Origin of the sequence: Pseudoramibacter alactolyticus ATCC 23263 (assembly GCF_000185505.1) — a bacterium.
GTDB classification, from domain to species: Bacteria; Bacillota; Clostridia; order Eubacteriales; family Eubacteriaceae; genus Pseudoramibacter; species Pseudoramibacter alactolyticus.
In genome coordinates this window covers 1,794,845-1,818,380 of sequence record NZ_GL622359.1, presented here as the reverse complement: position 1 = coordinate 1,818,380, position 23,536 = coordinate 1,794,845, and the positions used below count along the sequence as shown (strand labels likewise).

General features: G+C 53.7%; 18 protein-coding genes and 1 riboswitch. Of the genes, 4 read left to right on the top strand and 14 right to left on the bottom strand.

The annotated features are described in order from the left end of the window. Positions 1–552: 552 nt before the first annotated feature. The 7 genes from HMPREF0721_RS08705 to nifJ all read right to left on the bottom strand — a co-directional run bounded on the left by HMPREF0721_RS08705 (position 553) and on the right by nifJ (position 13,797). A complete protein-coding gene (locus HMPREF0721_RS08705; RefSeq protein ID WP_006599338.1) occupies positions 553–1,482 on the bottom strand; it encodes a sugar phosphate isomerase/epimerase family protein in 930 nt (309 codons plus the stop codon). Positions 1,483–1,606: 124 nt separating this feature from the next. Then, positions 1,607–3,181, bottom strand: a complete 1,575-nt coding sequence (locus HMPREF0721_RS08700; protein ID WP_006599337.1) for an alanine/glycine:cation symporter family protein — start codon at positions 3,179–3,181, stop codon at positions 1,607–1,609. A gap of 295 nt (positions 3,182–3,476) precedes the next feature. Then, a complete protein-coding gene (locus HMPREF0721_RS08695) occupies positions 3,477–5,126 on the bottom strand; it encodes a BCCT family transporter (protein WP_050786988.1) in 1,650 nt (549 codons plus the stop codon). Positions 5,127–5,470: 344 nt separating this feature from the next. Continuing rightward, positions 5,471–6,643 (bottom strand): iron-containing alcohol dehydrogenase, encoded by a 1,173-nt coding sequence (locus HMPREF0721_RS08690; protein ID WP_006599334.1) that lies wholly within the window; start codon positions 6,641–6,643, stop codon positions 5,471–5,473. Positions 6,644–6,742: 99 nt separating this feature from the next. Then, positions 6,743–8,485 carry a sigma-54 interaction domain-containing protein gene (locus tag HMPREF0721_RS08685; protein WP_006599333.1) on the bottom strand — a complete coding sequence of 581 codons (1,743 nt, stop codon included), beginning with the start codon at positions 8,483–8,485 and terminating at the stop codon, positions 6,743–6,745. A 250-nt stretch (positions 8,486–8,735) separates the two neighbouring features. Beyond that, entirely contained in the window at positions 8,736–10,211 is a 1,476-nt protein-coding gene (locus tag HMPREF0721_RS08680) for a 4-hydroxyphenylacetate 3-hydroxylase family protein (protein ID WP_006599331.1), read from the bottom strand. A gap of 94 nt (positions 10,212–10,305) precedes the next feature. Continuing rightward, the gene (nifJ, locus tag HMPREF0721_RS08675) at positions 10,306–13,797 is read right to left on the bottom strand and encodes a pyruvate:ferredoxin (flavodoxin) oxidoreductase (protein ID WP_207635262.1); all 3,492 of its coding nucleotides are present in this window, start codon (positions 13,795–13,797) and stop codon (positions 10,306–10,308) included. 314 nt (positions 13,798–14,111) lie between these two features. Between nifJ and HMPREF0721_RS08670 the strand changes: the two genes are divergently transcribed. Together HMPREF0721_RS08670 and HMPREF0721_RS08665 are read left to right on the top strand one after the other, a co-directional pair. Then, positions 14,112–14,807, top strand: coding sequence for a GntR family transcriptional regulator (locus HMPREF0721_RS08670; protein ID WP_006599329.1), 696 nt, complete (start codon positions 14,112–14,114; stop codon positions 14,805–14,807). A gap of 9 nt (positions 14,808–14,816) precedes the next feature. Next, positions 14,817–15,467, top strand: coding sequence for a TetR/AcrR family transcriptional regulator (locus HMPREF0721_RS08665; protein WP_006599328.1), 651 nt, complete (start codon positions 14,817–14,819; stop codon positions 15,465–15,467). A 25-nt stretch (positions 15,468–15,492) separates the two neighbouring features. Here HMPREF0721_RS08665 and HMPREF0721_RS08660 read toward each other — a convergent pair whose 3' ends face one another. Continuing rightward, the gene (locus HMPREF0721_RS08660) at positions 15,493–16,014 is read right to left on the bottom strand and encodes a folate family ECF transporter S component (RefSeq protein WP_040640015.1); all 522 of its coding nucleotides are present in this window, start codon (positions 16,012–16,014) and stop codon (positions 15,493–15,495) included. A gap of 55 nt (positions 16,015–16,069) precedes the next feature. Beyond that, positions 16,070–16,168: riboswitch (THF riboswitch) on the bottom strand. Positions 16,169–16,236: 68 nt separating this feature from the next. After that, on the bottom strand, positions 16,237–17,094 hold the full coding sequence (locus HMPREF0721_RS08655) for a polysaccharide deacetylase family protein (protein ID WP_006599326.1): 858 nt from the start codon (positions 17,092–17,094) through the stop codon (positions 16,237–16,239). Between the two features lie 200 nt (positions 17,095–17,294). Between HMPREF0721_RS08655 and murI the strand changes: the two genes are divergently transcribed. After that, positions 17,295–18,071 carry a glutamate racemase gene (murI, locus tag HMPREF0721_RS08650; protein ID WP_006599325.1) on the top strand — a complete coding sequence of 259 codons (777 nt, stop codon included), beginning with the start codon at positions 17,295–17,297 and terminating at the stop codon, positions 18,069–18,071. An 18-nt stretch (positions 18,072–18,089) separates the two neighbouring features. After that, on the top strand, positions 18,090–18,473 hold the full coding sequence (locus tag HMPREF0721_RS08645) for an SAM-dependent methyltransferase (protein ID WP_006599324.1): 384 nt from the start codon (positions 18,090–18,092) through the stop codon (positions 18,471–18,473). A gap of 238 nt (positions 18,474–18,711) precedes the next feature. Here HMPREF0721_RS08645 and HMPREF0721_RS08640 read toward each other — a convergent pair whose 3' ends face one another. From HMPREF0721_RS08640 to HMPREF0721_RS08620, 5 genes are all read right to left on the bottom strand, one after another. Beyond that, positions 18,712–18,966 carry a hypothetical protein gene (locus tag HMPREF0721_RS08640; RefSeq protein WP_006599323.1) on the bottom strand — a complete coding sequence of 85 codons (255 nt, stop codon included), beginning with the start codon at positions 18,964–18,966 and terminating at the stop codon, positions 18,712–18,714. A gap of 149 nt (positions 18,967–19,115) precedes the next feature. Next, entirely contained in the window at positions 19,116–19,484 is a 369-nt protein-coding gene (locus HMPREF0721_RS08635; RefSeq protein ID WP_040640014.1) for a Rid family detoxifying hydrolase, read from the bottom strand. Between the two features lie 97 nt (positions 19,485–19,581). Next, positions 19,582–20,922: a Na+/H+ antiporter NhaC family protein gene (locus HMPREF0721_RS08630; protein WP_040640013.1), complete on the bottom strand. Its 1,341-nt coding sequence runs from the start codon at positions 20,920–20,922 to the stop codon at positions 19,582–19,584. 82 nt (positions 20,923–21,004) lie between these two features. Further along, positions 21,005–22,195 carry a MalY/PatB family protein gene (locus HMPREF0721_RS08625; protein ID WP_040640012.1) on the bottom strand — a complete coding sequence of 397 codons (1,191 nt, stop codon included), beginning with the start codon at positions 22,193–22,195 and terminating at the stop codon, positions 21,005–21,007. Positions 22,196–22,264: 69 nt separating this feature from the next. Then, on the bottom strand, positions 22,265–23,491 hold the full coding sequence (locus HMPREF0721_RS08620) for a MalY/PatB family protein (protein WP_006599319.1): 1,227 nt from the start codon (positions 23,489–23,491) through the stop codon (positions 22,265–22,267). Positions 23,492–23,536 lie beyond the last annotated feature (45 nt).

The window sequence follows — 23,536 nt, the reverse complement described above, 5'->3', positions numbered from 1 at the left end:
GAAGCCAGCCGCTTCAGAAACTTTCGTCCCTGAACAAACGAGGGCTGAACCCAAAATACAATTGGGTTCAGCCCTTTTTAATTGGCGTTTAAAGCCCTCGATACCGGGTTATCGCTTTTTCAAAATCCGCGGCATTTCATTCGGCAGTCCTTCCGCTCTCCGGATCGTTCCGACGCGCCATCCCTCAGCGCGTCCGTCTGATCCAAATAGACGCCGACCTCCGCATCATCCCGGTGCCGTCGCCGGCGGAGCGGCCTTTTTGCGGCCGATACCGTCGTCATCTTAAGCTGTGTCAAAAATCATGACCGTTCCGCGGCGTGACAAAGGCGATGCCCTCCGTCGCGTTGATATTCGGATACAGCGCGCGGATATCATCATCCATCACACAGCGCGCCTCTCCAACCGATCTGACGGCCGTTTTGACATGCTCCCGCTTTTCGGTCTGACGGCGATCGCCAAAATGCGCATACGCTCGCCTTTCTTTTCTGAATCCGATCGTCTAAAAAAGCCCCGGTGACGGGGCTTAAAGAGGCTAATCATGGGCCGGCCGGCTTATTTAATGCCGATGCCCAGTTTTTCTTTCATGAATTTAACGGATTTGCGCATTTCGTCGATTTCCAGCCGGCGGCCTTCTTCGATGGAATAGCCGGACAGCGGCAGTTCAATTTCGAGGTCGATGGTGTCGAGTTCCGGCGGTGCCTGTTCGCGCAAAATCTTCATGATTTCCGCCACATCCACATCCCCGTCGCCAATGGCGCACCCCAGGGAATGGGTGCCGTCGGGATCGGCGAAAATTCTATTGTCGCAAAAGTGCACGCAGTAACTATAAGGCGCCATTTTGCGCACGCACGCTTCAATGCCTTCGGCCATCACCAGAGAGTTGATCGTGTCGCAGCAAGCGCCGATCAGCGGATGATGCAGCTGCTCGACCATGTAGATCACTTCGTCGGAAAAGAGGTCGCAATGATTTTCGATGGCGATCTTCATGCCGTACTTTTCGATGGTGGGGATATTGCGCTTAAAGTCCATCACGATCTTCGCGATTTGTTCCATGGCCTCCGGGCACATGCAAGCGTGAGAAATCGGGTGGGGATGCGCCACATCGGTGGAGAACTTCACGAGCTTGGCGCCGACGGCATGACCCACTTCCAGGGCTTCTTTGATGGTGGCGTTGACCCGGGGATCGCTGGGCGCGTTAAAGGAAATATTGAGTTCCAGATCCAGGCCGTGCTTTTCCGCATTGGCCTTGACCGCCGCCAGATGTTCGGCCGAGGTGTCGTTATCCAGATCGACCAGGGTGATGTGCAGCACTTCAATCCCTTCTTTCACGGCCAAATCCATCAAATCGTCCAGATTCATGGTTTTTTCAAAGGCATAGGTTTTCCCTTCGCTCTGAAACCCCCAGCTTTCGCCAAAGCCGCTCAGATGCAGCGTGTAGCTGTGCATGCCCAATTTGAATTTCCGGTCCGCGTTTTTCAACATGTTTATCTCCTTTGTCTTAAAATTTCAAAATGAGCCGGGCGCCGCCCGGCCCGCTGTTCAAAAACGATCCGCGCCGGCTGCCGGTGCGGTTTCGCAGCATCGCTAACCAATCGGTGCGCGAAAGCTACTCAGCCGCCTGTCCGGCGGGCAACGCCGCTTCCCTGGCCGCATCGGCTTCGATTTGTTCCTTATTGATGTCCATCCAGACATCGCAGTTTTTGATGCCGAGCTTCTGCGGATTGAAATACGGATCCGCGACGCCGGCTTTCCGTTGCGCCATGTAATCGTCGTAGACCTTTTTGACGACCGGAATTTCGATCATCAGCGTAATCAGGTTGAGCCATGCCATGCATCCGAACATGATTTCCGAAATCGCCCAGACGGTGCTGGCTTCAAGGTTGGCCCAGAGGAAGAACATGATCGGCATGATAATGCGGACGCCCCAGATGAATTTCATCCGCTTCTTTTCCGGCAGATGTCTGAAAAGATAGGCGATGCCGGATTCGCCTTCATAGTAGTAGGCGATGCAGGTGGAAAACGCGAAACAGGTCAGTGCGATCGCGATGACGGTGCCGCCGATGACCGGCCAGGAAGTGTTGGCGCCTTCCTGCACCCAAACCACACCGGCGGTCGCGCCCAGCGCCTGCTGTTTCATCACGGCAGAACCGGTGCCGATATGGGCGAACTGTGCTAAGTTATTAGGGTTTAAGACCTTTGACCCCGGAATGGCCACGTTGTAGCAATTGGAAATCACCGCCATGATCCCGGAGCAAAAGCAGACCAGCACATCAATGTAAACGGAGAAGGCGTTGACAAGCCCCTGGGATGCCGGATGGACACATTCCGCCGCCGCGGCCGAAGCCGGTGTTTCCCCAAAACCGGAACCGGAAGAATTAACCGCCCGCTTCACCCCATAGGAGAATGCGCCGCCCAAAATACCGCCGGAAATGGCGCTCTTCGTGAATGCGGAAGAAATAATCAGGCCGATGGTCCCAGGAATGCTGGACGCGTGGGTTGCCAAAACGATGATGGTAATAATCGCGTAGCCAATGGTCATAAACGGCACGATAATGGTCGAAAAAGAAGCGATTCTTCGGATGCCGCCGGCAACAACCAGCAGCAACAGCACCGCGATCACCGCACCGGAAACCCAGGCCGGAACGTTAAAACTGTTCTTGAAGGCCATGGCGATGTTGTTAGCGCTTGGACCGGTGACCATAAACGGCACACCCACGGCGGCAAGGACTGCGAAAAGCGCCGCGAAAACCTTTCCTAAGCGTTTCCATGGAATCCCGTGCTCCATATAGAAATACGGGCCGCCGCGGTACTGGCCGTCCATCCGAACCTTGTAGATCTGGCCCAAACTGTTTTCAGCGTAGGCAATGGCGGAGGTGACCAAAGCGGTAATGATCATCCAGAAAATGGCGCCCGGACCGCCCCACATGACCGCAACCATAACCCCGCCGATATTCCCGACCGCCACGCGGTAGGCCACGACCGAACAAAAGGTTTCAAACGGAGAAATCCCTTCTTCGGAGCCTGCGCCGCTCGTGAGCAGCTTCCATTGCAGGCCAATTTTGCTGACGTTGGCAAATTTGATAACAAAGCAATAAATGAGTGCGCCAAAGAATGTCAAGACAATCAAAGGCGTCGCCCACAGCATATTATCGATGTTTTGAATCACTGTTGCAATATTCAACTTTCCTCTCCCCCCTCAAAAGATAAAAAATTTGAACCAGGCGCTCACACTGCCTGATCATAGAACCTTTACACTTCCTATTATAAAGGTTTTCATGATGCATACTTTGCCAAAAATCACATTCAATTTGCCGCAAATCTGTGAAAATGAATTTGGCAGCGTAAAAAAGATATTTTTGCGCTTGAGTGAGAATCTCTTGCATTTTATTAGATTGTCCGCACCTTCCCGCTGCACCCAAAAAGCCGCATCGAAGCAAAGCCACGATGCGGCAACTTAAAGGGGAATTTTCAAGAGGCTACCAACCAATTTTTCGAAGCCATTTGTACTTGCTGCGCGGCGCCATCGGCTCGCCGTTGTCCGGGTCATTGGCGCAGGCCTCCTCGTCAACATAGGAGCCGTCGGCGCCTCGCGGCCGCCTGCCCAGATAGCGGATAAAGCCGTAGGTCAGCCAGCCGCAGACAAAGGCCAGCGGAATCCCGCAGAAGGATTTGACGGTTTTCACCCCGTCGATCCCGCCGAGCACCACGAACACCGCCGCGATGACGGCAAACACCAGGCCCCAGAAAATCTTCAGCGGCCAGGGCGCTTCCGTGTTGGCATCGCTTTGCTTGATGCTCATGCTGGCAAGGGTCACCGTCATCGAGTCGCACTGGGTCACCAGCGAAATCGTGATAATAATGAGCATGAAAATTTTGGCGATGGTAGACAGCGGCAGCACGTTGAAGGTCGAGAGGGTTAACGCTTCGGCGCCCTGGGTTTGATAGATGTGCCAGAAGTTGATGTGATCCCAAAGCTGGGCGTGGAGAATGGTCCCGCCGAACACGGCAAACCAGATAATCCCGAAGAGTGCCGGAAAGACCCATTCCACGGCGATGAATTCGCGGATCGTGCGCCCGTAGGCCACGCGGACCATGAAGAGCCCGAGCAGCGGCGCATAGGCCATCCAGTCTGCCCACCAATACATATCCCAGTTCTGGGCCCACATGCCGGAATTCTGGAAGGGCATGGTGTTCAGGCTGATGGAGAAAAATTTCGTGATATATTCGCCGATGCTGGCCGTGAACAGATTGCAGATATACGAAGTCGGACCGAAGCAGAAGGCAAAAATCAATAAGATGAAGAAAAATTGCACATTTTTGTTGGACAGCCAGGTGATGCCGCTGCGCAGCCCGCTGAGAGCCGACGCGTTGTAGCACGCGAACATGAAGGCAATCACTCCCACATAGACCCACATCGTCGGATTGATGCCGGCAAAAGCCTTCACCGCGGCGGAAAGCTGCATCGCGCCGTAGCCCAGTCCGCCGGCCACTGCCCCAGTGAGCGCAAAGGTCGTCAAAGCGTCGAAGATATCCGCACCGCGGCTGTTGACCACGCTGTCGCCAAAAATCGGAATCAACAGGGAGCTCGTCCGGAAAGGCGCTTTCTTGTTCAAAATAACATACGACAGGATGATCCCCATCACCACACAGGTGGCATAGGGGGTGAATCCCCATTGCAGAAAGCAATGCACCATGCTCCAGATGACCGCTCCGTTGCTCCCGGATTTTATCCCTTCGCTGACGGCCGGCTGCATGGCAAACATCAGCGGCTCCGCCGAGCCCCAGAACACCACGCCGGCGCCGATGCCCGTGCACAGCGAGATGCCGAACCACTGCATATAGCTGAATTTCGGCTTGGCGTTAGGCCCGCCGAGGCGGATATTACCGATGGGCGTGACCATGGCCACAATGCAAAAAACCACCATTGCCAGGCAGATCAAGCTCAAACACCAGCCGAAGTGCCACATGGCGTTGTTCATGATCAGCTCGTTCAGCACATGGTAAAATTGCTTAGCGTTGACCGCAACGGCGATCAGCATCGCCACAAACAATACCAGCGTGACCGACATAACCGCCGGGCGCATCGTATACCCGCGATTCTTGCCTTTAGCTTGTTTTGAATCCATTTGTTTCTCCTCCTCTCCGTTAACAATTCTGACCGAACGCATTGCAATGCTTTACAACCATTTTACACCCTCCCCTTATCAAAAAATGATCTCGTTTTCAGATTTTCTTTGCCATTTTTCAGGACTTCAATCGCTTATGCAACCGCCCGCCTGTTCCCGCAAACCTGATTTCTCAAGATAATCCCACTGTAAATGATTAACAGCAAAAAGCCCTTTCTTCCCCTAAACGATTCCTGCACCTTTGCTCGCTAAATGACCGGCTGCGCCATTAAAAAACGGCTGCCCCAAAGGGCAGCCGTTTCGTGTGTGTTTGATTGAAGTCTGAAGAAGGTGGCGGCAAGAAATCAAAGGGCCATTTTGTAAATCGCGGCCGCGTCTTCTTTGGTAATCTTCAGGAAGTTGCCGTGATTCGGCGCCCCGTTGAACATATCGTCGACCATGGCCGGAATATCTTCTTCCTTGCCGCCGATTTCCGTGATGGTCGTGGGCATATCCATGAACTTGATCCATTCTTCATATTTGTCGATCCCATTCAGCGCCGTTTCTTCCGGATTTTCGAAGTTCATTTCGCAGCCGAAAACGCGAACGGCAAATTGCGCAAAGCGCATGATGTCCTTCTTATAGCAGTATTTCATCCAAGACGGATGCAGGATGCCGAGACCCGCGCCGTGGGAACACTTATAGAAGGTGGACAGCTGATTTTCCAGATGATGGGTGCCCCAGTCCTGAGCGCGGCCGACGCTGGTGATGTTGTTGTGGGCCTGGGTGCCGCACCACATAACGTTGGCCCGGGCTTCGTAGTTATTCGGATCCGCTTTGATGCGCTTGGATTCGCGGTAGATCACGATCATCAGCGCTTCGAGCAGCCGATCGGTGAGCGCGACTTCCTTGGTGGTGGTGAAGTAACGTTCCATGCAGTGAGAAAACATGTCGATGATGCCGCTGTAGGTCTGATACGGCGGCAGGGTCATCGTGACTTCCGGATTCATTACGGAGAAGACCGGGCGCAGGATGTCGCCTTCCGCGCAGCGTTTCAGGTTGGTTTCCTTGCGGGTGACCACCGAGTCGGTGGATGCTTCGGAGCCGGTGGCCGCGCTGGTCAGCACGACGCCAACCGGCAACGCCTTGGTGACGACCGGGCAGGTGCCGTCGTAGAAATCCCAGAAATCGCCGTCGTAAACCACGCCTAGGGCAATCCCTTTGCCCGAATCGATGGCCGAACCGCCGCCGACCGGCAGCACAAAGTCGACCTTTTCTTTTTTGGCCAGTTCGATGCCTTCGTAAACCAGATCGCTGAACGGGTTGGACTGCACGCCGCCGAGTTCAACGTGTGCGACGCCGGCTTCGTCCAAAGATTTGATCACGCGGTCCAAAAGACCGGAACGTTTGACGGAACCGCCGCCATAGTGAACGAGCGCTTTATGGCCGCCGAAGCGCTTGACCAATTCCCCGGTTTTGGCTTCCGCGCCTTTGCCGAATTCAAAGAATGTCGGACTATAAAATTGAAAATTATCCATGATTACCCTCCTGAAATTTCAATACCATGTGGATACCTTTATTATAAAACCGCGGATGCAAAAAGTTTTTGCTGTTTGTCTCACTTTCTTTGCCAAAACTCATCTTTCTGACGACCGTTTGCTTCTCAAGGATCGGATGTCAATCTGGTAGCGCTTGATGCGGTACTGCAGATTCTGCCGGCTCATGTCGAGCGCCTTGGCCGCCCGGGTGATATTACCGCGGTTTTCGGTCAGCACCCGCACCAGGGTGTCCCGCTCGATATCCTTGAGCCTGTCGGAAAGAGATTCCGCCGTCACCGCCGCCGGCCGCGGCGCCGCCTCGGGGTGCGGACGACTGTCTGACAGGATGTGCGGCGAGATATAATCCACGGTAATCATCATCTGGTCCTGGGGCAGGAGGATCATCGCCTGCTCGATGGCATGCTGCAGCTCCCGCACATTGCCCGGCCAGTCGTATTGGTTGAAGATTTCCGCCGTCGCCGTGTCGAGTCCGCGGATCTCCCGATGATTTTTGGCATTAAACCGCAGGATGAAGTACTGGGTCAGCAGGGCGATATCGTCCTCCCGATCGCGCAGCGGCGGCAGTTCGATATTCACCACCCCGAGGCGGTAAAATAGATCCCGCCGCAATCTGTTTTCCGCAATGGCCTGAAGCGGCGGCACGTTGATGCAGGTCAGCACCCGCACATCGATGTGGGTTTCGGTTTCGCTGCCGACCCGCCGCAGCACACCGTCCTGCAGCACGCGCAAAAGCTTGGCCTGAAGGGAAATGTCCATGGAATTAATCTCATCCAAAAGCAGGGTGCCGTGATTGGCCTGCTCGAAGAGGCCGGGCCGGTTTTCCGCCCCGGTATAGGCCCCTTTCACGCTGCCGAAGAGCAGACTTTCCAACAGATTTTCCGGCAGCGCCGCGCAGTTGATGGCGAGAAAGGGCCCCTCGGCCCGCAGGCTCGCGTTGTGAATGCTCTGAGCGATGAGTTCCTTGCCCGTTCCCGTTTCGCCGTAGATCATCACCGCGGCATCGGTGCGGGCGATCTGCCGGCTCTGGCTCACCACCCGGCGCATCGCCGCGCTGTTATAAACAATATCGTCAAAGGTAAAGCGCGCGCCGAGCGCCTTAGGCCGTTTGGCTTTTTCCGATCCCCGGCTGGCCACCAGCCGTTCCTGCAGATCAATAATCTGCCTGTGCAGGTCCGAGACGGTGCTCCAGTCCTCCACAATGTTAAAGGCACCCAGCACCTGACCGCTTTTCAACACCGGGTAGGTGTTGGCCATGGTGTCCACCGACTTGCCGAAACGCGTGGTGTAACGGTGGCGCTCGTTCAGCGTCGGCTTGCGGGATTTGACCGTTTCCGGCAGCAGGCAGTTTTTTCCGTCGTTCATCCGATACACATCGTTGACATTTTCGCCGAGCACATCCTTAGCCACCAGCGAATCCTGCTTAATCGCCGGCCCGTTAAAGAAATTCAGCCGGCTTTCCCCGTCGCACATCACCACCCCTTCCTTAATGTGCTCAACGACGCTGCGCATCATCGCCAGAAAATAATCATCCGTAGCGTCGCGAAAGATCACCCAACGGGCATCCGGCGGCAAATCCTCCGGTTCCGGCCCGTCACAGCGGGTGAGATATTCGCCGAACCGCAGGCAAATAAACGGCTCCTTGGCATCGGGGTCCAGGAGCGCATCGGCCTGATCGGGAAAGGGCAGGCCCCGCATGGAGCCGCCGCCGTGGAGCAATCTGACTCCGGTCTCGTTAATCTGCCAAATGCAATGATCCTTTCCCACCATAGCCGCCCCCCAGCCGCATTCGGAAAGGACCGTCAATAAATCCGCACACTTCATTTCTCCCCTCACTCCTTCACTTAAACCTTGCTCACCCAGGATGTCCGTCTGCGCGAATCTTCAATTTTTCATAAACATATCATAGTTCCCGATTCAGAACAACAACTGCATTTATTTCTTTCGGACCGCTCTTCTGCCAACCTTTTTATTCTCCTGAACGGCCGAGGGCCGCAGTCCCCATAGTCCACTAAAACCCCATATGCGCATATGGGGTTTGATGATGGCGACGCCTTTTATCGCGCCGTTTAAATTATTTTTCAATGCCGACAATATCCTTAACCAGCTGCTTTTTGCCATCGATATTGCCCTGGCGCGCAATCATGATGCGCTGTGCCTGAGGAGAACCGGCCCCATGCATGGATTCGGTCCGATAACCGACGGCCGCGGTCCCGAGGCAGATGTTTTCGAGGAAGCGCATGACCTTCACACGGTCCTCCGTCGGAATGTCTTCGTGGGCAGCGAAGTATTTGGTGCAGATATCGCCAATGGTTTCGCCGTTTCGGCCCGCCACCGTCGCCGACTTAAAATCCTTGTCGGCCGGCAGGGTAACCATCAGGCCGCCGGCGATGTCTTCCGCCAAACGAACGATTTCATATGGGAAGCGAGTGATGTTTTGCTTGCACACATTGGCGAGCAGAAGATTGATCTGATAATTGCCGGCTGGGGTCGCATGCCCTTCGGCGGAGCAGGCGATCCCGCAGGAATAAAGCGTTTCGTTCAGGTGAGTCATTTCGATGAGCTTATCCTTAATGTGGGACGCGCGTTCGACGCCGTTGCATTCCGCCGCGAGGGCTGCCGCCCCGATAACCACATCGCCCACGCCGACTTTGCAGCCGCCGTAGCTTTGGCGATGATAACCGGCAAAGCGTTCGACCATCATGCCGGAGAAGTCGTATTCACCGTTCATAAAGATATATGCGTTGGGAATAAAAACATCGTCCAGCACCACCAGGGCTTCCTGGCCGCCGAACTTCGGATTCCCGACATCGATGTCGCTGCCCTCCAGCTTGCGGGTGTCGCAGGACTGGCGGCCATAAACCATATAGACCCCTTCCGCATCGCTGGGGCAGGCAAAAGACACCGCGTAATCCTTGTCTTCTTCGCGCATGGCAATGGTCGGCATCATCAAATGCCAGTGAGAGTTGATGGAGCCGGTCTGGTGGACTTTAGCCCCGCGGACGACAATCCCGTCATCCCGCCGTGCCACCACGTGGACAAACATATCCGGATCCGGCTGGGCGTGGGGGGCGAGACCGCGGTCGCCCTTCGGGTCGGTCATCGCACCGTCGACCACATAGTCGTTTTCCTGCACCATTTTCAGAAAGTTCTTGAAGTTGTCGTGATAATGGGTTCCGTGGGCCTGATCGCATTCATAGGTGGTGGAATACACCGCGTTGAAGGAATCCATTCCCACACAGCGCTGGAAGCAGGACGCCGTTTTCTGGCCGAGCAGCCGCTGCATTTTAACCTTTCGCACCAGATCATCGGCGGACTGGTGCAGGTGATTGAAGCGGTTGACGGTTTCGCCGGTTAGGTTGGAGGTCGCCGTCATCAGATCCTGATAGGCCGGATCCTGGGCGAGGTCGTAGGTCATTTTAATGCTGTTAATGGAGGGACGAACGATGGGATGATCCACCCAGTTTTCGACGCGCTCACCGAAAATATACACCCGCGTTTTTAATTTGCGCAAACTTTCAACGTATTGGTCGCCTGTCATTAAAGCCATGGTTTTCTCCTTCTTTTTTCAATCTGAAAACCGAATCTCGGCAAGTCCCCCCGCCGAGCCGGTTTTATTTCCAAACAAACTTTGCGTTATGGTTTTATTGTTCTCTGTTGGCCAACGTCAGATAGCTCTGATATCTCTCTTCGGCGTCCCGTTCAGCCTTGTCGTAAAGTTCCTGGGCCTTTTCGGGAAAGGAAAGTTTGAGCGACGCGTAGCGGTTTTCGCCCATGAGGAATGCCTGAAAGTCGCCCTTGGGCTCTTTGGAATCAAGAGTGAAGGGATTCTTGCCTGCCTTCTTCAGATCCGGATTGTAGCGATACAGGTGCCAGTAGCCGGCTTCCACCGCGTTCTTTTCCTCGGTGATGGACTGACCCATGGCTTTCTTCATGTGATGCTCAATGCAGGGGCAATAGCAGATGATCAGCGACGGGCCGTCATAAGCTTCGGCTTCCCGAATGGCTTTGAGGGTCTGGTTATAATCCGAACCCAGAGCCACCTGCGCCACATAGACATAGCCATAGCTCATAGCCATCATGCCGAGGTCTTTCTTCCTGGTATTTTTCCCGCTGGCGGCAAATTTCGCAATGGCCGAGGTCACCGTCGATTTGGACGCTTGGCCGCCGGTGTTGGAATACACTTCGGTATCGAGCACAAGCACGTTGATGTCCCTGCCGGACGCGAGCACATGGTCGAGACCGCCATAGCCGATGTCATAAGCCCAGCCGTCGCCGCCGAAGGCCCAAACGCTCTTCTTAGACAAATACTCTTTGTTGCCGCGGATAAATTCAGCCGCCTCGCTGGTGTCTTCTGCTATGGCAGCCAGCAGGGCATCGCTCACTTCACGAGAGACCGCGGCATCATTGCCTCTTTCGAGATAATCGGTGCAGGCCGCTTCGGCAATTCCCGCTTCTTTGAGCTGTTGCACTTTATCTTTCAGCTGCCGCTTGACGGCATCCTGGCCGAGCACATAGCCGTAGGCGTATTCCGCGTTATCTTCAAAGAGGGACATGGCCCAGGTAGGGCCATACCCTTTTTGGTCGGTGCAATAGGGCGAGGCCGGTGTGGAGCCGCCGTAGGCCGAAGAGCAGCCGGAGGCGTTGGTGATGTACATCCGGTCGCCGAAGAGCTGGGTGATGAGCTTGATATAGGGGGTTTCACCGCAGCCGGCACAGGCACCGGAAAATTCAAAATAGGGTTTTGCAAACTGGGAGTTCTTGATGGTCTTGCTGTTGGCAACCGCCGTCTTAATGGCCACCTTTTCGACGCCGAAGGTCCAATTGTCGGCTTCCTTCACCTGAGAGGCGAAGGGCTTCATGGCCAGCGATTTCTCCTTCGACGGGCAGACGTTGACACAGCTGCCGCAGCCGGTGCAGTCGTAGGGAGAAACCTGAATGCGGAATTGATAACTGCTCATGTTCTTGCCGGTGGCCTTCTTCGTTTCAAAGCCGGCCGGTGCCGCTTCGGCTTCGGCCTCGTCGAGCAAAATCGGCCGAATGGCCGCGTGGGGGCAGACCAGCGAGCAGTGATTGCACTGGATGCACTTGGTGAGGTCCCATTCCGGCACTTCCACAGCCGCACCGCGTTTTTCGTATTTGGTGGTCCCGGCCGGCCAGGTCCCGTCCTCGAGACCATATTTGGTCATCTGGGCCACCGTCAGCGCGTCGCCTTCCTGGCGGTTCATCGGCGCCACCACTTCTTTGATAAAGTCCGGCACGTCTTTTTCGGCGATGGGATCTTCCGCAGTCCGCCAGCTTTCGGGAATGTCGATCTTCACAAAGGCATCGACGCCCTTTTCAACGGCCGCGTTGTTCATATCGACCACCTTCTGGCCCTTTTTCTTGAAATAGGATTGATAGTTGGCGTCCTTCATTTCCCGCACGGCCTGCTCGATGGGAATCACGCCGGAAAGTTTGAAGAAGGCCGACTGCAAAATGGTATTGGTTCGGCCGCCGAGTCCCAGCTCGCGGGCGATGTCGATGGCGTCGATGGTGTAGAATTGGGCATTCTTTTCGGCCAGCTGGCGTTTCATGCTCCCCGGCAGATGGGCTTCAAGCCCGTCCATATCCCACTGGCAATTGAGCAGGAAGGTGCCGCCGGCCTTCAGGTTTTTCACCATGTCGTAGTGGTGAACATAAGAAGGATTGTGGCAGGCTACGAAATCCGCCGCCTGGATCAGATAAGGCGAATGGATCGGATTCTTCCCAAAACGCAGGTGAGACTGGGTCAGCCCGCCGGATTTCTTTGAGTCGTACACGAAGTAAGCCTGGCAGTAAAGGTCGGTGGCGTTCCCGATGATCTTGATGGAGTTCTTGTTGGCGCCGACGGTGCCGTCTGAGCCCATCCCCCAGAATTCGGCACTGGTTTCGCCTTCCGGCGTGGTATTGATTTCCCCGCCGACCGGCAGTGAGGTGTGCGTCACATCGTCGACAATCCCGATGGTGAAGTTGTTTTTCGGTTTGTCGGCCTTCAGGCTGTCGAACACGGCGACGATCTGCGCCGGCGTGGTGTCCTTGGAGCTCAGGCCGTAGCGGCCGCCGACGATGGTCATCGGCCATTCCCGCTCTTTATAGACCGCGCAGATGTCTTGATAGAGCGGTTCGCCCATGGCCCCTGGCTCCTTGGTGCGGTCGAGCACGGCCATCTTGGTGACCGTCTTCGGAATCGCATTCAGGAAATAATCCGCCGCAAAGGGGCGATACAGATGAACGTTAATCATCCCGACCTTTTCGCCTTTGGCCACCAGATAATCGATGGCTTCGCGGGTGGTTTCCGCACCAGAGCCCATCAGCACGATCACGCATTCGGCATCTTCCGCGCCATAATAATTGAACAGATGATAATCGCGGCCGGTCAGCCTGTTGATTTCCTGCATATAGTGCTCGACCGCGTCGGGCAATTTGTCAAAGTTGGTATTCAAGGCTTCGCGGCACTGGAAGAAGATATCCGGATTGACCGTGGTTCCGCGGGTCGCCGGGTGTTCCGGATTCAGCGCATGCTTTCTGAACGCCTTGATTGCATCCATATCGACCAGCGGACGCAGATCTTCATAATCCAGCGCGTCGATCTTCTGAATTTCGTGGGAAGTGCGGAAGCCGTCGAAGAAGTGCAGGATCGGCATCCGGCAATGAATCGCCGCTAAGTGCGACACAGCCCCCAGATCCATGACTTCCTGCGGAGAGGAAGACGCGATCATGCCAAAGCCTGTGCTGCGGACGCCCATCACGTCGGAATGGTCGCCAAAGATGGACAGCGCGTGGGCCGACAACGTTCTGGCCGACACATGAAAGACCCCCGGCAGCATTTCTCCGGCGATTTTATACATGTTCGGGATCATCAGTAAAAGTCCTTGGGACGCGGTGTAAGTTGTCGTCAGTGCCCCGCATTGCAGCGAGCCGTGAACCGTCCCGGCCGCTCCGCCTTCCGACTGCATTTCAACCACTTCAACCGGCTGGCCAAAGAGATTCTTCTTGCCGTTCGCTGCCCATTCGTCCACATGTTCCGCCATGGGCGAAGACGGCGTGATTGGAAAAATCCCCGCCACTTCCGTAAAGGCATACGAAATATAAGCCGCCGCTTCATTTCCGTCCATTAATGCGATTTTTTTGGACACGATTCTTTACCTCCTTCTCACGTCGCGAATAACGATTCGCTCATCCTCTCCGCAACATTCTGCCATGCATTACCGTAAGAATGCATGCATATTTTTAATATACACACAGAATACTACGATTGAAATCCTTTGTCAATAATGAATGATAAAACTTTTTATTGTTTTTATAAATGATGAATTGCACTAAAAACATTTGAATCGCACATTTGGTTGTTATATACTGTTAAATATTAAGAAATTTGATGGCGGCTGCACAATCAGCGGCGTCATCTCTTTTGCAGGAGGTATTATCTATGGGTTCTCAATCGATGACAGCCTATCAAAAAATAAAGGAAATGATTTTTCACATGGAACTGCTGCCGGGCAGCAAGATTTCCGAGCCGCAGATCTCGGCCAAGCTCGACATCAGCCGCACCCCGGTTCACGATGCGCTGCGCCGGCTTGCGGCCGAAGGCCTCGTCACCATCGGGCGCAACCGCGGTGCTTCTGTGAACGATCTCTCGGATAAAGAGATTAAAGAAATCGGCACAGTGCGTTTGTCCCAGGATATTCTCTGTGCCAACCTTGCTTCTTATTATGGCAGCGCCGCCGACTTCGAATGGCTCCGGCAGCTGGCTGAGGCCTGCGAGGAAGCCGCCGCCCGGGGAGACATTTATCTGCGCATCAAGGCCGACAACGATTTTCATCTGGCCATTGCCAAAATTTCCGGCAACGCCTATTTGTACCGCCAACAATACGCCCTTTATCAGCAGGTGCACTTGGTGCAAATTTCCAAATACAAGGACATCAAAACCAGTCTCGTGCAGATCCACCACCATCTGCCGCTGATCCAAAGCATCCGCAACGCCGATCTGGACGAAGCCTCCGCACTGATCTTTGACCACATCAAAGATTTTTATCACCTGGATTCTTATATCATGAAGTGCTATACCCGTTCCGAGCAATCTGCATCCGCTGATATTCCCGCGCTGAAATCAGCGCAGTCATGAGGTACCTGCATGCGTCCAATCAATAAAAACAACACCCGTCTCACCAAGCGCCAGCTGCAGGCCATCGAAACCAAAAAGAAGATTTACGACGCCGCTGTCCAAGTGATCAACGAGAAAGGCTTCGGCAATGTCAGCATCGAAGACATCACTACCCGGGCCAACGTGGCCAAAGGCAGCTTTTATACCTATTTTACATCCAAGGAAGACCTGCTGTTCGACACTTTCCGACAGTCCGACGCGGTTTATGCCCAGGCCTTTGCCCAGGTGCAGGACGAAGATTTTCTGCCCATGGTTACCCGCTTCGTCAAAATTTCCTACACCGAATACGAAAAGCGCGGCAAGGGCATCATCAAGGCCATCGTTGCCAATTATTTCACCTTCCCGGACAATAATTTTTACGGGGAAGACCGCGATCTGCTCAAGTGCCTGACCCACATTGTGACCAAGGGCAAGCTGCAAAACCGCCTCTCGGCCCAGGTATCCACCGCCCATTACGTCAGTCTCCTGCTGTCGACCCTCATCGGTGTCGAGGTTATGTGGTGCATCGACGACCGCGGCAGCCGCTTGGCCGATATGGCCGCCGATGCCATTGGAGTGGCTGCCCGGGGCATGATGCAAACACCGGCCCAACATTCCCCATTAAAAAAAGACCTTCATTAAGAAGGTCTTTTTTGATGAACGCCGATCAACGCGCGCGCTGTTCTCCGCCGGTCAGCCGCACTGCCGTAACCGCCCGCAGCACCAGCACCAAAAGCATGGTATTGATAGGAAACATCACCAATTCCTTCACGGTCCTGGCGGCAATAACCGCCGTAAAGGCGTTGCCGTAAAGCATCGACAGCCACAGGCTGTTGAGCAAAAAATTCACAATGACCGTCTTGATTGCCTGGGCGGCCACCACGCGTTTGAGGGTCGTCTCCCGGTGCAGCATCAGGCCGTAGAGCAAGCCGGAAAGGGCCGCGCTGAGGGTAAACCCCGGGAAGAAAGGCCCCGTCGGCCGAACCATATACCCCAGAATATCCGAGACAGCGCCAACCACCGGTCCCACCACCGGTCCCAACAGGGCCCCAGCGGCCGCAATGGGCAAAGCGCCGAATCGCAGCTCGATCAAGGGAGTCAGGGGAACCTTGAAAAAGCTTAAAACCACTGCAATCGCCACGAAGAGCGCTGCCAAAGTCAACGTCTTGGTCTTATTAAAAATAGACATATAAAAACCTCCTTTGCAGTTTCCTTTCGCTACAAAGGAGGATATCCTCAAAAGTAGCAGCGGGATGCGATGGTCGAAACCGTAAGCTTTGCTTTTCGTTCTGGCGACAACTCCCCGTTCGTCAGACACTTAACGCTTCGACATCTACTCTGCTTAATTCTTTTATTAATGCTATTATACCGCCGGTCCGCCGCTTTTTCAACCGCTGCGGTCATTTTTATTTTAATTATTGATGGCGTGATGCGGGGCGAAACTCTTGCGGTCGATCGCCTTTAAAGCATAGCCCTTGGCCTGGTAATACTCGATGATTTTAGGCAGCGCCTTCACGGTCGTTGACTTGGTATCCGTGTCGTGGCAGAGCATAACGATATTGGAATCGTTGCTGCGCTTCGCCATCGCGGCAATCTTGTTGGGATCGCCGTTGATCATCGTGGCATCGGTGCTGTCACCGTTCCAATCGTAATATTGATAGCCTTTTTTATTCAGTTCCATCGTAAGCACATGCATGATGCCATGGCTATAATTCCGGGAAATCGTATTGGAAGATCCGCCGGGAAAACGCACGAAGCAGGGCACATAGCCGATTTCAGATTTCACCGTTTTTGCAATGGCATCCAGATCGGCAAAATAAGCATGAGGCGAGCGATAAATGCTGTAGGCATGGGTGCTGGTGTGCAGGCCGATGGTGTGGCCTTCTCGGTAAGCCTTGCCGATCATGTGGCGATACTTTGGCTGCTGATTGGTTACAAAGAAAGTGGCCTTAGCATGGTAGCGATTGAGAATATCGAGAATCGGCTGGGTATTTTTGGATGGACCATCATCAAATGTGAGATAAAGCACCTTCTCCTTGGACATCCGCATTCTCCCCGGCAAATCGCTGGGCCGCAGATGAAAATCCCGGCTGTCCTGCAGGATTTCGCCAGCTGTCAGCGAATCCGACAGGAGGCCCGAAGCCTTGGCAAAGGCTTCCCAATGGCCCGCCGCCAAAACCCTGGGAGACGCCGCCCAAAGCAGCCATGCTGCCACGCCAATGATGCCCAAAAATCCGACCCATGCCAGCCACTGCTTTCGTATCTCCATCGCAAACCTCCCAAATTAGATTGTTTTTCATTATAACACAGCGGTCTGACCGGTGAAAGCCTTTGATTCAAAGTTTTAAAGCATGCTGCAAGATTGACGCTTTTATTCCGGGCGGTCTTCGTTTATAATGAAAGCGCGCCGAACGCGGTCCGGCGTCCGGTCTGCGTCGGCAGATCGAGAAGCATTGTCGAGGAATAACCATGCGAAAAGCCTTTAATGATTACATCGGCGTCTTTGATTCCGGCGTCGGGGGCATCTCGGTGCTTAAACATCTCACCGAGCAGCTGCCCAACGAAAATTTTCTGTTTTACGGCGACTCTGCCAACGCGCCCTATGGCGAGAAATCGGTTGAACAGGTGCGCGCCCTTGCTTTCGACATCGTCCGACGGATGGTCGAAGACGGCGTGAAGGCCATCGTCATCGCCTGCAATACCGCCACCAGCGCCGCGGCAAAAGAACTGCGCTGCGCCTTTGAGCTGCCGATCATCGGCGTGGAACCGGCGCTTAAGCCCGCAGCCACCGCCTCCGGCCGGCACCGCGTTCTCGTGATGGCGACTCCGGTCACCCTGAGCCTTCAAAAATACCGCGATCTTTGGGATCGCTACGCCGGCTATGCCGAGTGCGTCTCCTGCTCCTGTCCGGGGCTGGCCAAGCGCATCGAGCGCGGCCGGCTGGACGCACCGGATCTCACCGCCCTGATTGAAAAGCTCATCGGCTGCTATCGCGGCCGGGTGGACAGCGTGGTTCTGGGCTGCACCCATTATCCCTTTGTCAGCGATCAAATCCGCGGCGTTCTCGGCAGTCATGTCACCCTTTATGACGGCGGCGCAGGCACCGCGGGCGAACTTAAAAATGTGCTCACCCAAAAACAGCTGCTCACCCGCGCGGCCACCCCCGGCGGCGTCCTCTTTCAGTCCAGCCTTAAACAGCCGAGCGAAATAACGCTTTACAGGCATTTTTATCATTTCAATCTTTAAAATCAAAGGAGCCGCATCATGACAACCATCACCTGCCAGCCCATCGGCATTATCCGCACCGCCTTCACATCCCGGGAAAACACGCCGCGGGGCGTCGCCGCCCAAAATGCCTGCGGCGTGATCCAAATGGATCCCCAATATCGCGAGGCCATGGCTGACATGCACCCCGGCGAGCGCTATCTGGTGCTTTTCTACTTCGACCGCGCGAAGGGTTTTGCCCAAACCGTCCCGATCCACGGCGACGGCCCGATGACGGGACTCTTCTCCACCCGGGCGCCCAATCGTCCGAATCCCATCGGCCTGACCGCCATCACCGTCGAAAGCATCACCGATACGCAAATTGCCTTTCGCGGTGCAGATATGATGGACGGCACCCCGGTGCTCGACATTAAGCCGCTTTAAGCGCTGAACCCACACACTAAAGCCGCCGGCCGTTTTAAACGGCCGGCGGCTTTTTACGTGCTCATAATTCATTCGTTAAAATTGGCTGATCTTCCTTCGGCTAAAGCTCTTTTGGGGGCCGCCTGCAATGTTGCTGCTAAAAAAGCACGCAGCACGCACTTTGCGGGAAGGTGCTTGCCGCAGAACAATTGGTCTGGCCGCTGCAGCCCATGCTTTTTTCAAAATCGACGGAGACGCATTAAAGGACTTTCTTACTCTCCGCACCGGGCGTGGTGACAATAATCTTTTCCGCCGTTATGATCAGCGCTCCCTTAGCCGTCACATCACCATCAAACATCTTTTCCACCATCGCCTTGAAGCTTTCCACGACAGCTCCTTCGGTCACATACGCTGCCACCCCGCCCACGATCAGTTTACCGTCATCCGTAACATCCTTGAAAGCGACGGGAACCACATTGAGTTCGCCGTCAGCGCAGGTTGCCAGATCCCACATGCTTTTTTAAGAATATTTTTTACATTTTTATTCATAATAATCTCCATTCCAGAACGCTCTTTACGGCAGGCTGTTTGCGGCACCCCGAACAAACAGCCCTGTGAAGACTGAACGGGGGCTTCCCCCGATCCATCATCGATTTACTCACATCATGCTTTTGCGACACACTCGATTTCGCACAATGCTTCTTTAGGCAGAGCCTTCACGGCGAAGCAGCTTCTGGCTGGCTTTGATACAAAGTACTTTGCGTACACCTCATTAAAAGCGCTGAAGTCTGTGATTTCAGCCAAAAAGCACGTTGTCTTAACGACTTTCTCCGCGCCAGATCCCGCAGCTTCCAAAATGGCAAGGACATTTTTGCAGCTCTGCTCGGTTTGTGCCGCAATTCCTTCCGGGATCTCACCTGTTTCAGAATTCACCGGAAGTTGTCCGGATGTAAAGATCAGTCCATTTGTCACAAAGCCCTGAGAATAGGGGCCGATGGCGTCGGGGGCGCCAGAAGATTGAATTTTCTTCATCGTTATCTCCTTATAAAAAATGATTGAATTCATTGAAACCATTGATGTGAACTCATTGAAATATCTGCCGACTTTAACCAATCGCTGGCATCAACGATCACGCGGCTTCCTTTTCCTCTTTGGTGCGCATGAGACCAAATTGCACCGTCAAACAAGTGAACAAAAGCAGCAGGATCGGATAAAACTGATAACGGACAATATCCAGATAGTTGACGCCTTTCGCATAGGTCTGCACCAGAAGCACGCCGCTGTCGTGGGGCACCAGCATCAGGGCCGCCGCTCCGAAAATATCCAGAAGGGATGCCAAACGCTTGGGTGCGATCTTATACTTGTCGCCCAGATCCTTGGCAAACGGCGCGCTGATCATAATCGCTACGGTGTTGTTGAGGGTGATGCCGGAGATGATCATAGACACAAACCCGATGATGTATTCACAGCTCTTTCTGTTCCTAATCTTTTTCATCGAAACCTTCAGCAAATACGCAATGCCGCCATAATAGCGAACAAGCTCCACCATACCGGAAATCATCATCGCGAAAACGGCAAGCCAGAACATATCCTCCATGCCGGCACCGATGGCTTTCGTCCAGCCAAAGAACGAGATTGTCCCGCAAGCCATCCCGATGACGCCTGCCAAAACGGTTCCGATCACAAGGACGACCGTAACATCCATCCCGGCCACCGCAAGAATCAAAACGGCAAAATAAGGAATCACCGTTGGCAGAATGTAGTTTCTGGTTTGTACCTGACCACCGCCACCGGAAGCGTGACCCAAGACGGCATAAATCACCATCGTGACAATCGCGCCTGGCAGCGCAATGAGAAAATTCATCCGGAATTTATCCTTCATCTCTGCATCGACACCCTTAGTCGCCGCAATGGTCGTATCGGAAATCATCGAAAGATTGTCTCCGAAATAGGCTCCGGCAATGGCTGCCGCTCCTGCCATGCCCGTATTTAGACCGGCGCCCTTTGCCAAAGCGATTGCAACCGGGATCATCGTGACCTGTGTCCCCATAGACGTCCCGATACAGGTGGATATGATGCAGCAGATCAGGAAAATACCCGGGATCAGCAGATGAGAGGGAATAATGGAAATCCCCAGGTTCACCATGGATGTTTTCCCGCCGATCTCCGCCACGGCATTCGCAAATCCGCCGGCCAAAAGAAGAATCAGCCCCATCTGCATGACACCCGACCGACCGGCACCGGCGCAGTAAACATTGATTTTGTCACCGATCTTTTTCTTGCGGTCAAAACAATAAATGCCGATTAAGATTGCAACCATCGCTGCCACATATCTGGGCATTTGATAAAAAGCATCCTTGACGCCCATCAGCATCAAAACCATGCCGCATCCGACATACAACCCCAAGAACACAATAAACGGGATCAACGCCAGCGCGCCATAGTCCCTTTCACTTCTTTTTTCTTCCATGTGTGAGTCTCCCCTCTCATACATTATCGTAGCTGTAAAAGCGAGATCGCTTCAATGATTCTCCCACCAAGTCTCAACGCCTTCATGTTATATCCGCCGCTGCCCGCACGAGATTGTCCACCGCCTGGCGGATCAGGGCAGGATCCGTTGCGAGATTCATCCGAATAAATCCTTTGTATTGATCTCCGAACCATTCCCCGTAGTCCACACCTAATCGAGCCTTCTCCTGCACAAACGCCTGACACTGTTCCGGATCGCAGATTTTACGCAAATCAACCATGACCAGATAGGTTGCGTCCAAACAACAAACCACCGCCTGGGGTAGCCGCGAAATCAGTTCCGTTTTTAAATAAGTATAATTGTCCCGGATAATTTCCAACACATGGTCCAGCCATTCGCCGCCATGCTGATAGCCAGCCATCGTAGCATACATCCCCATAACGCTGATCTCTGTCCTATTGTTCCCGGACGCGTAATCATCATATTTTGCCCGGAGCTTTTCATCCTTAATAATCATGTGGGCATGGAGCAGCGTTGCCAGGTTAAATGTCTTGGACGCAGAATTGATCGTGATCAGGCGATCCGAATATTTCCCGCCGCTGACCGTCAGGGCCGGGACAAACGTCTTCTCCGAGTTGATCACGAGATCCTGATGAATCTCATCACTCGCCACCAACACATCGTGTTTTCGGCAAAGCTCAAACAGGCGTGCCAGTTCTGCCTCGCTCCAAATGGCCCCGACGGGATTATGCGGAGAACACAACAGAATCAGCTTCACATTATGCTGCACAATAGCGTCTTCGATCGCCGCAGTGTTCATGGACCAGTTTCCATTCGCATAATCGAGATCGACACTGACCAATTTTCTGTGGTTGTTCGTGACCACATTGAAGAATGGATAATAGACCGGCGTCATGATCAGGCAGGCGTCTCCCGGCTCAGTGTAACAATTGATCGCATAGGCCAGGCCCGTGACGCAACCTGTCGTGAAGCGGACCCATTCCTTTTCGATCTTTATTCCATAGCGGGATGCCATCCAATCCGACAACGCCTGATAGTATGCTTCCGGCGCCTTGGTGTAACCAAAAATCCCATGCTCCGCGCGCTGAACCAATGCCTCACGAATATACCGGCTGGTTTTAAACTCCATATCCGCAATCCACATACCAATCAGATCACGAGATCCAAATTTTTCCTCGAGGCCATCCCATTTCAAACAATCTGTCCCGTGACGATCTGCCAAATATGCCTTTAAAAACGCTTTTTTATCCATCTTCGTCTCCCTTACTCGCATCACAAGTGCGACGGTGCACCAGTCGACAACTCCCGATCTTTGTTGTGCTCAGTGATTGTCTCTTTGCGCTTTATGCGCATTGATGGCGTTCCGCATGCGCTCGAGTCCTGTCTTAATGACGGCTCTCGGCATCGCCAGATTCAGTCTAATATAACCTTCCGCGTTACCGACAAACAGCGCATTGCCGCCCTCGAGCAGGACGCCTGCGCGATTAGCAAAGAAACCCGGCAGATCTGCCACATCTGGAAGCACCTTAGACAGATCGACCCAGGACAGGTAGGTTGCTTCAGAGATGTTCATCACCGCCTCCGGCATGTGTTCGGTGAGAAACGCTTTGACAAACGCGAAGTTCTCGTCCAAATAAACGCGCAATTCCTGCAGCCAGGGATCGCCGAAATCATAAGCCGCTTTGGCCGCGGTGAGCGACATCGTATTAACCATGCCAAATAGTTTATCGCGTTTCCGAAAGGTCTCCCGCAGCTCGGGATCGCGGATGATGATATTGGAAAAAGAGAGCCCCGCCATATTGAAAGTTTTGGTCGGCGCCATGCAGGTAATCAATTTAGGATAATCCGGCATAATCTTTGCCATGGGCGTGTGCACCTGCCCTTGTCTAATCAGATCGCAATGAATTTCATCCGAGATGATCCAGAGATTATATTTCTCTACAACTTCCGCAATCCTCTTCAACTCATCTTCTTTCCACACGCGACCGGTCGGATTTTGCGGATTGCACCAGAACACCAGCTTGCAATGAGGATCGGCGCATTGTTTTTCAAAATGATCGTAGTCGATAAAGAATTCTCCCTTTTCATTCTTTAGGAGGGGCGATTTCAAAACGCCAAGATTCGAATACTCCGCCGCGTGGAGAAAGTAACCGTAGGCCGGCGTATTTATCAAAACCTTTTCTTCTTGTGTGCAGAGTGTTTCGGCCAGCTGATACAACGCGGGAATGATGCCAGGAGAACAGCAGAGTTCCTCCTGCGGAAAAACCCATCTATAATGGTCTTTGCACCATTTGGCAACCGATTCATAGTAGCTGCTGTCAAAGATACCAGTGTAGCCGAAGATCTGACGGTCAATTCTGGCGCGCAGCGCATCCAGAATCTCTGGTGCAATCCCGAATTCCATATCTGCCACCCACATGCGGACAAACTCCTCGTCCTTATAGGGGAAAACCTTCTCCGGCCCTGCGTGGAAGATATAGCCGCGAAAGCCGTCTGTGTTTAATGCGTTCGTATTTTTTCTGTCGATCATTTCATCAAAATTATACATTGCTGTGTGCGCTCCTTTCTTACTGAGGATTATTTCCTTTTGATA

Bases quoted from the DNA above. Each gene is read 5' to 3' on its own strand.
- nifJ (WP_207635262.1), bottom strand. From the start codon at position 13,797: ATGGACGGAAATGAAGCGGCGGCTTATATTTCGTATGCCTTTACGGAA.
- HMPREF0721_RS08685 (WP_006599333.1), bottom strand. From the start codon at position 8,485: ATGAAGTGTGCGGATTTATTGACGGTCCTTTCCGAATGCGGCTGGGGG.
- HMPREF0721_RS08705 (WP_006599338.1), bottom strand. From the start codon at position 1,482: ATGTTGAAAAACGCGGACCGGAAATTCAAATTGGGCATGCACAGCTAC.
- HMPREF0721_RS08665 (WP_006599328.1), top strand. From the start codon at position 14,817: ATGCGTCCAATCAATAAAAACAACACCCGTCTCACCAAGCGCCAGCTG.
- HMPREF0721_RS08640 (WP_006599323.1), bottom strand. From the start codon at position 18,966: ATGTGGGATCTGGCAACCTGCGCTGACGGCGAACTCAATGTGGTTCCC.
- HMPREF0721_RS08660 (WP_040640015.1), bottom strand. From the start codon at position 16,014: ATGTCTATTTTTAATAAGACCAAGACGTTGACTTTGGCAGCGCTCTTC.
- HMPREF0721_RS08620 (WP_006599319.1), bottom strand. From the start codon at position 23,491: ATGTATAATTTTGATGAAATGATCGACAGAAAAAATACGAACGCATTA.
- murI (WP_006599325.1), top strand. From the start codon at position 17,295: ATGCGAAAAGCCTTTAATGATTACATCGGCGTCTTTGATTCCGGCGTC.
- HMPREF0721_RS08625 (WP_040640012.1), bottom strand. From the start codon at position 22,195: ATGGATAAAAAAGCGTTTTTAAAGGCATATTTGGCAGATCGTCACGGG.
- HMPREF0721_RS08645 (WP_006599324.1), top strand. From the start codon at position 18,090: ATGACAACCATCACCTGCCAGCCCATCGGCATTATCCGCACCGCCTTC.
- HMPREF0721_RS08670 (WP_006599329.1), top strand. From the start codon at position 14,112: ATGGGTTCTCAATCGATGACAGCCTATCAAAAAATAAAGGAAATGATT.
- HMPREF0721_RS08690 (WP_006599334.1), bottom strand. From the start codon at position 6,643: ATGGATAATTTTCAATTTTATAGTCCGACATTCTTTGAATTCGGCAAA.
- HMPREF0721_RS08695 (WP_050786988.1), bottom strand. From the start codon at position 5,126: ATGGATTCAAAACAAGCTAAAGGCAAGAATCGCGGGTATACGATGCGC.
- HMPREF0721_RS08630 (WP_040640013.1), bottom strand. From the start codon at position 20,922: ATGGAAGAAAAAAGAAGTGAAAGGGACTATGGCGCGCTGGCGTTGATC.
- HMPREF0721_RS08655 (WP_006599326.1), bottom strand. From the start codon at position 17,094: ATGGAGATACGAAAGCAGTGGCTGGCATGGGTCGGATTTTTGGGCATC.
- HMPREF0721_RS08635 (WP_040640014.1), bottom strand. From the start codon at position 19,484: ATGAAGAAAATTCAATCTTCTGGCGCCCCCGACGCCATCGGCCCCTAT.
- HMPREF0721_RS08680 (WP_006599331.1), bottom strand. From the start codon at position 10,211: ATGGCTTTAATGACAGGCGACCAATACGTTGAAAGTTTGCGCAAATTA.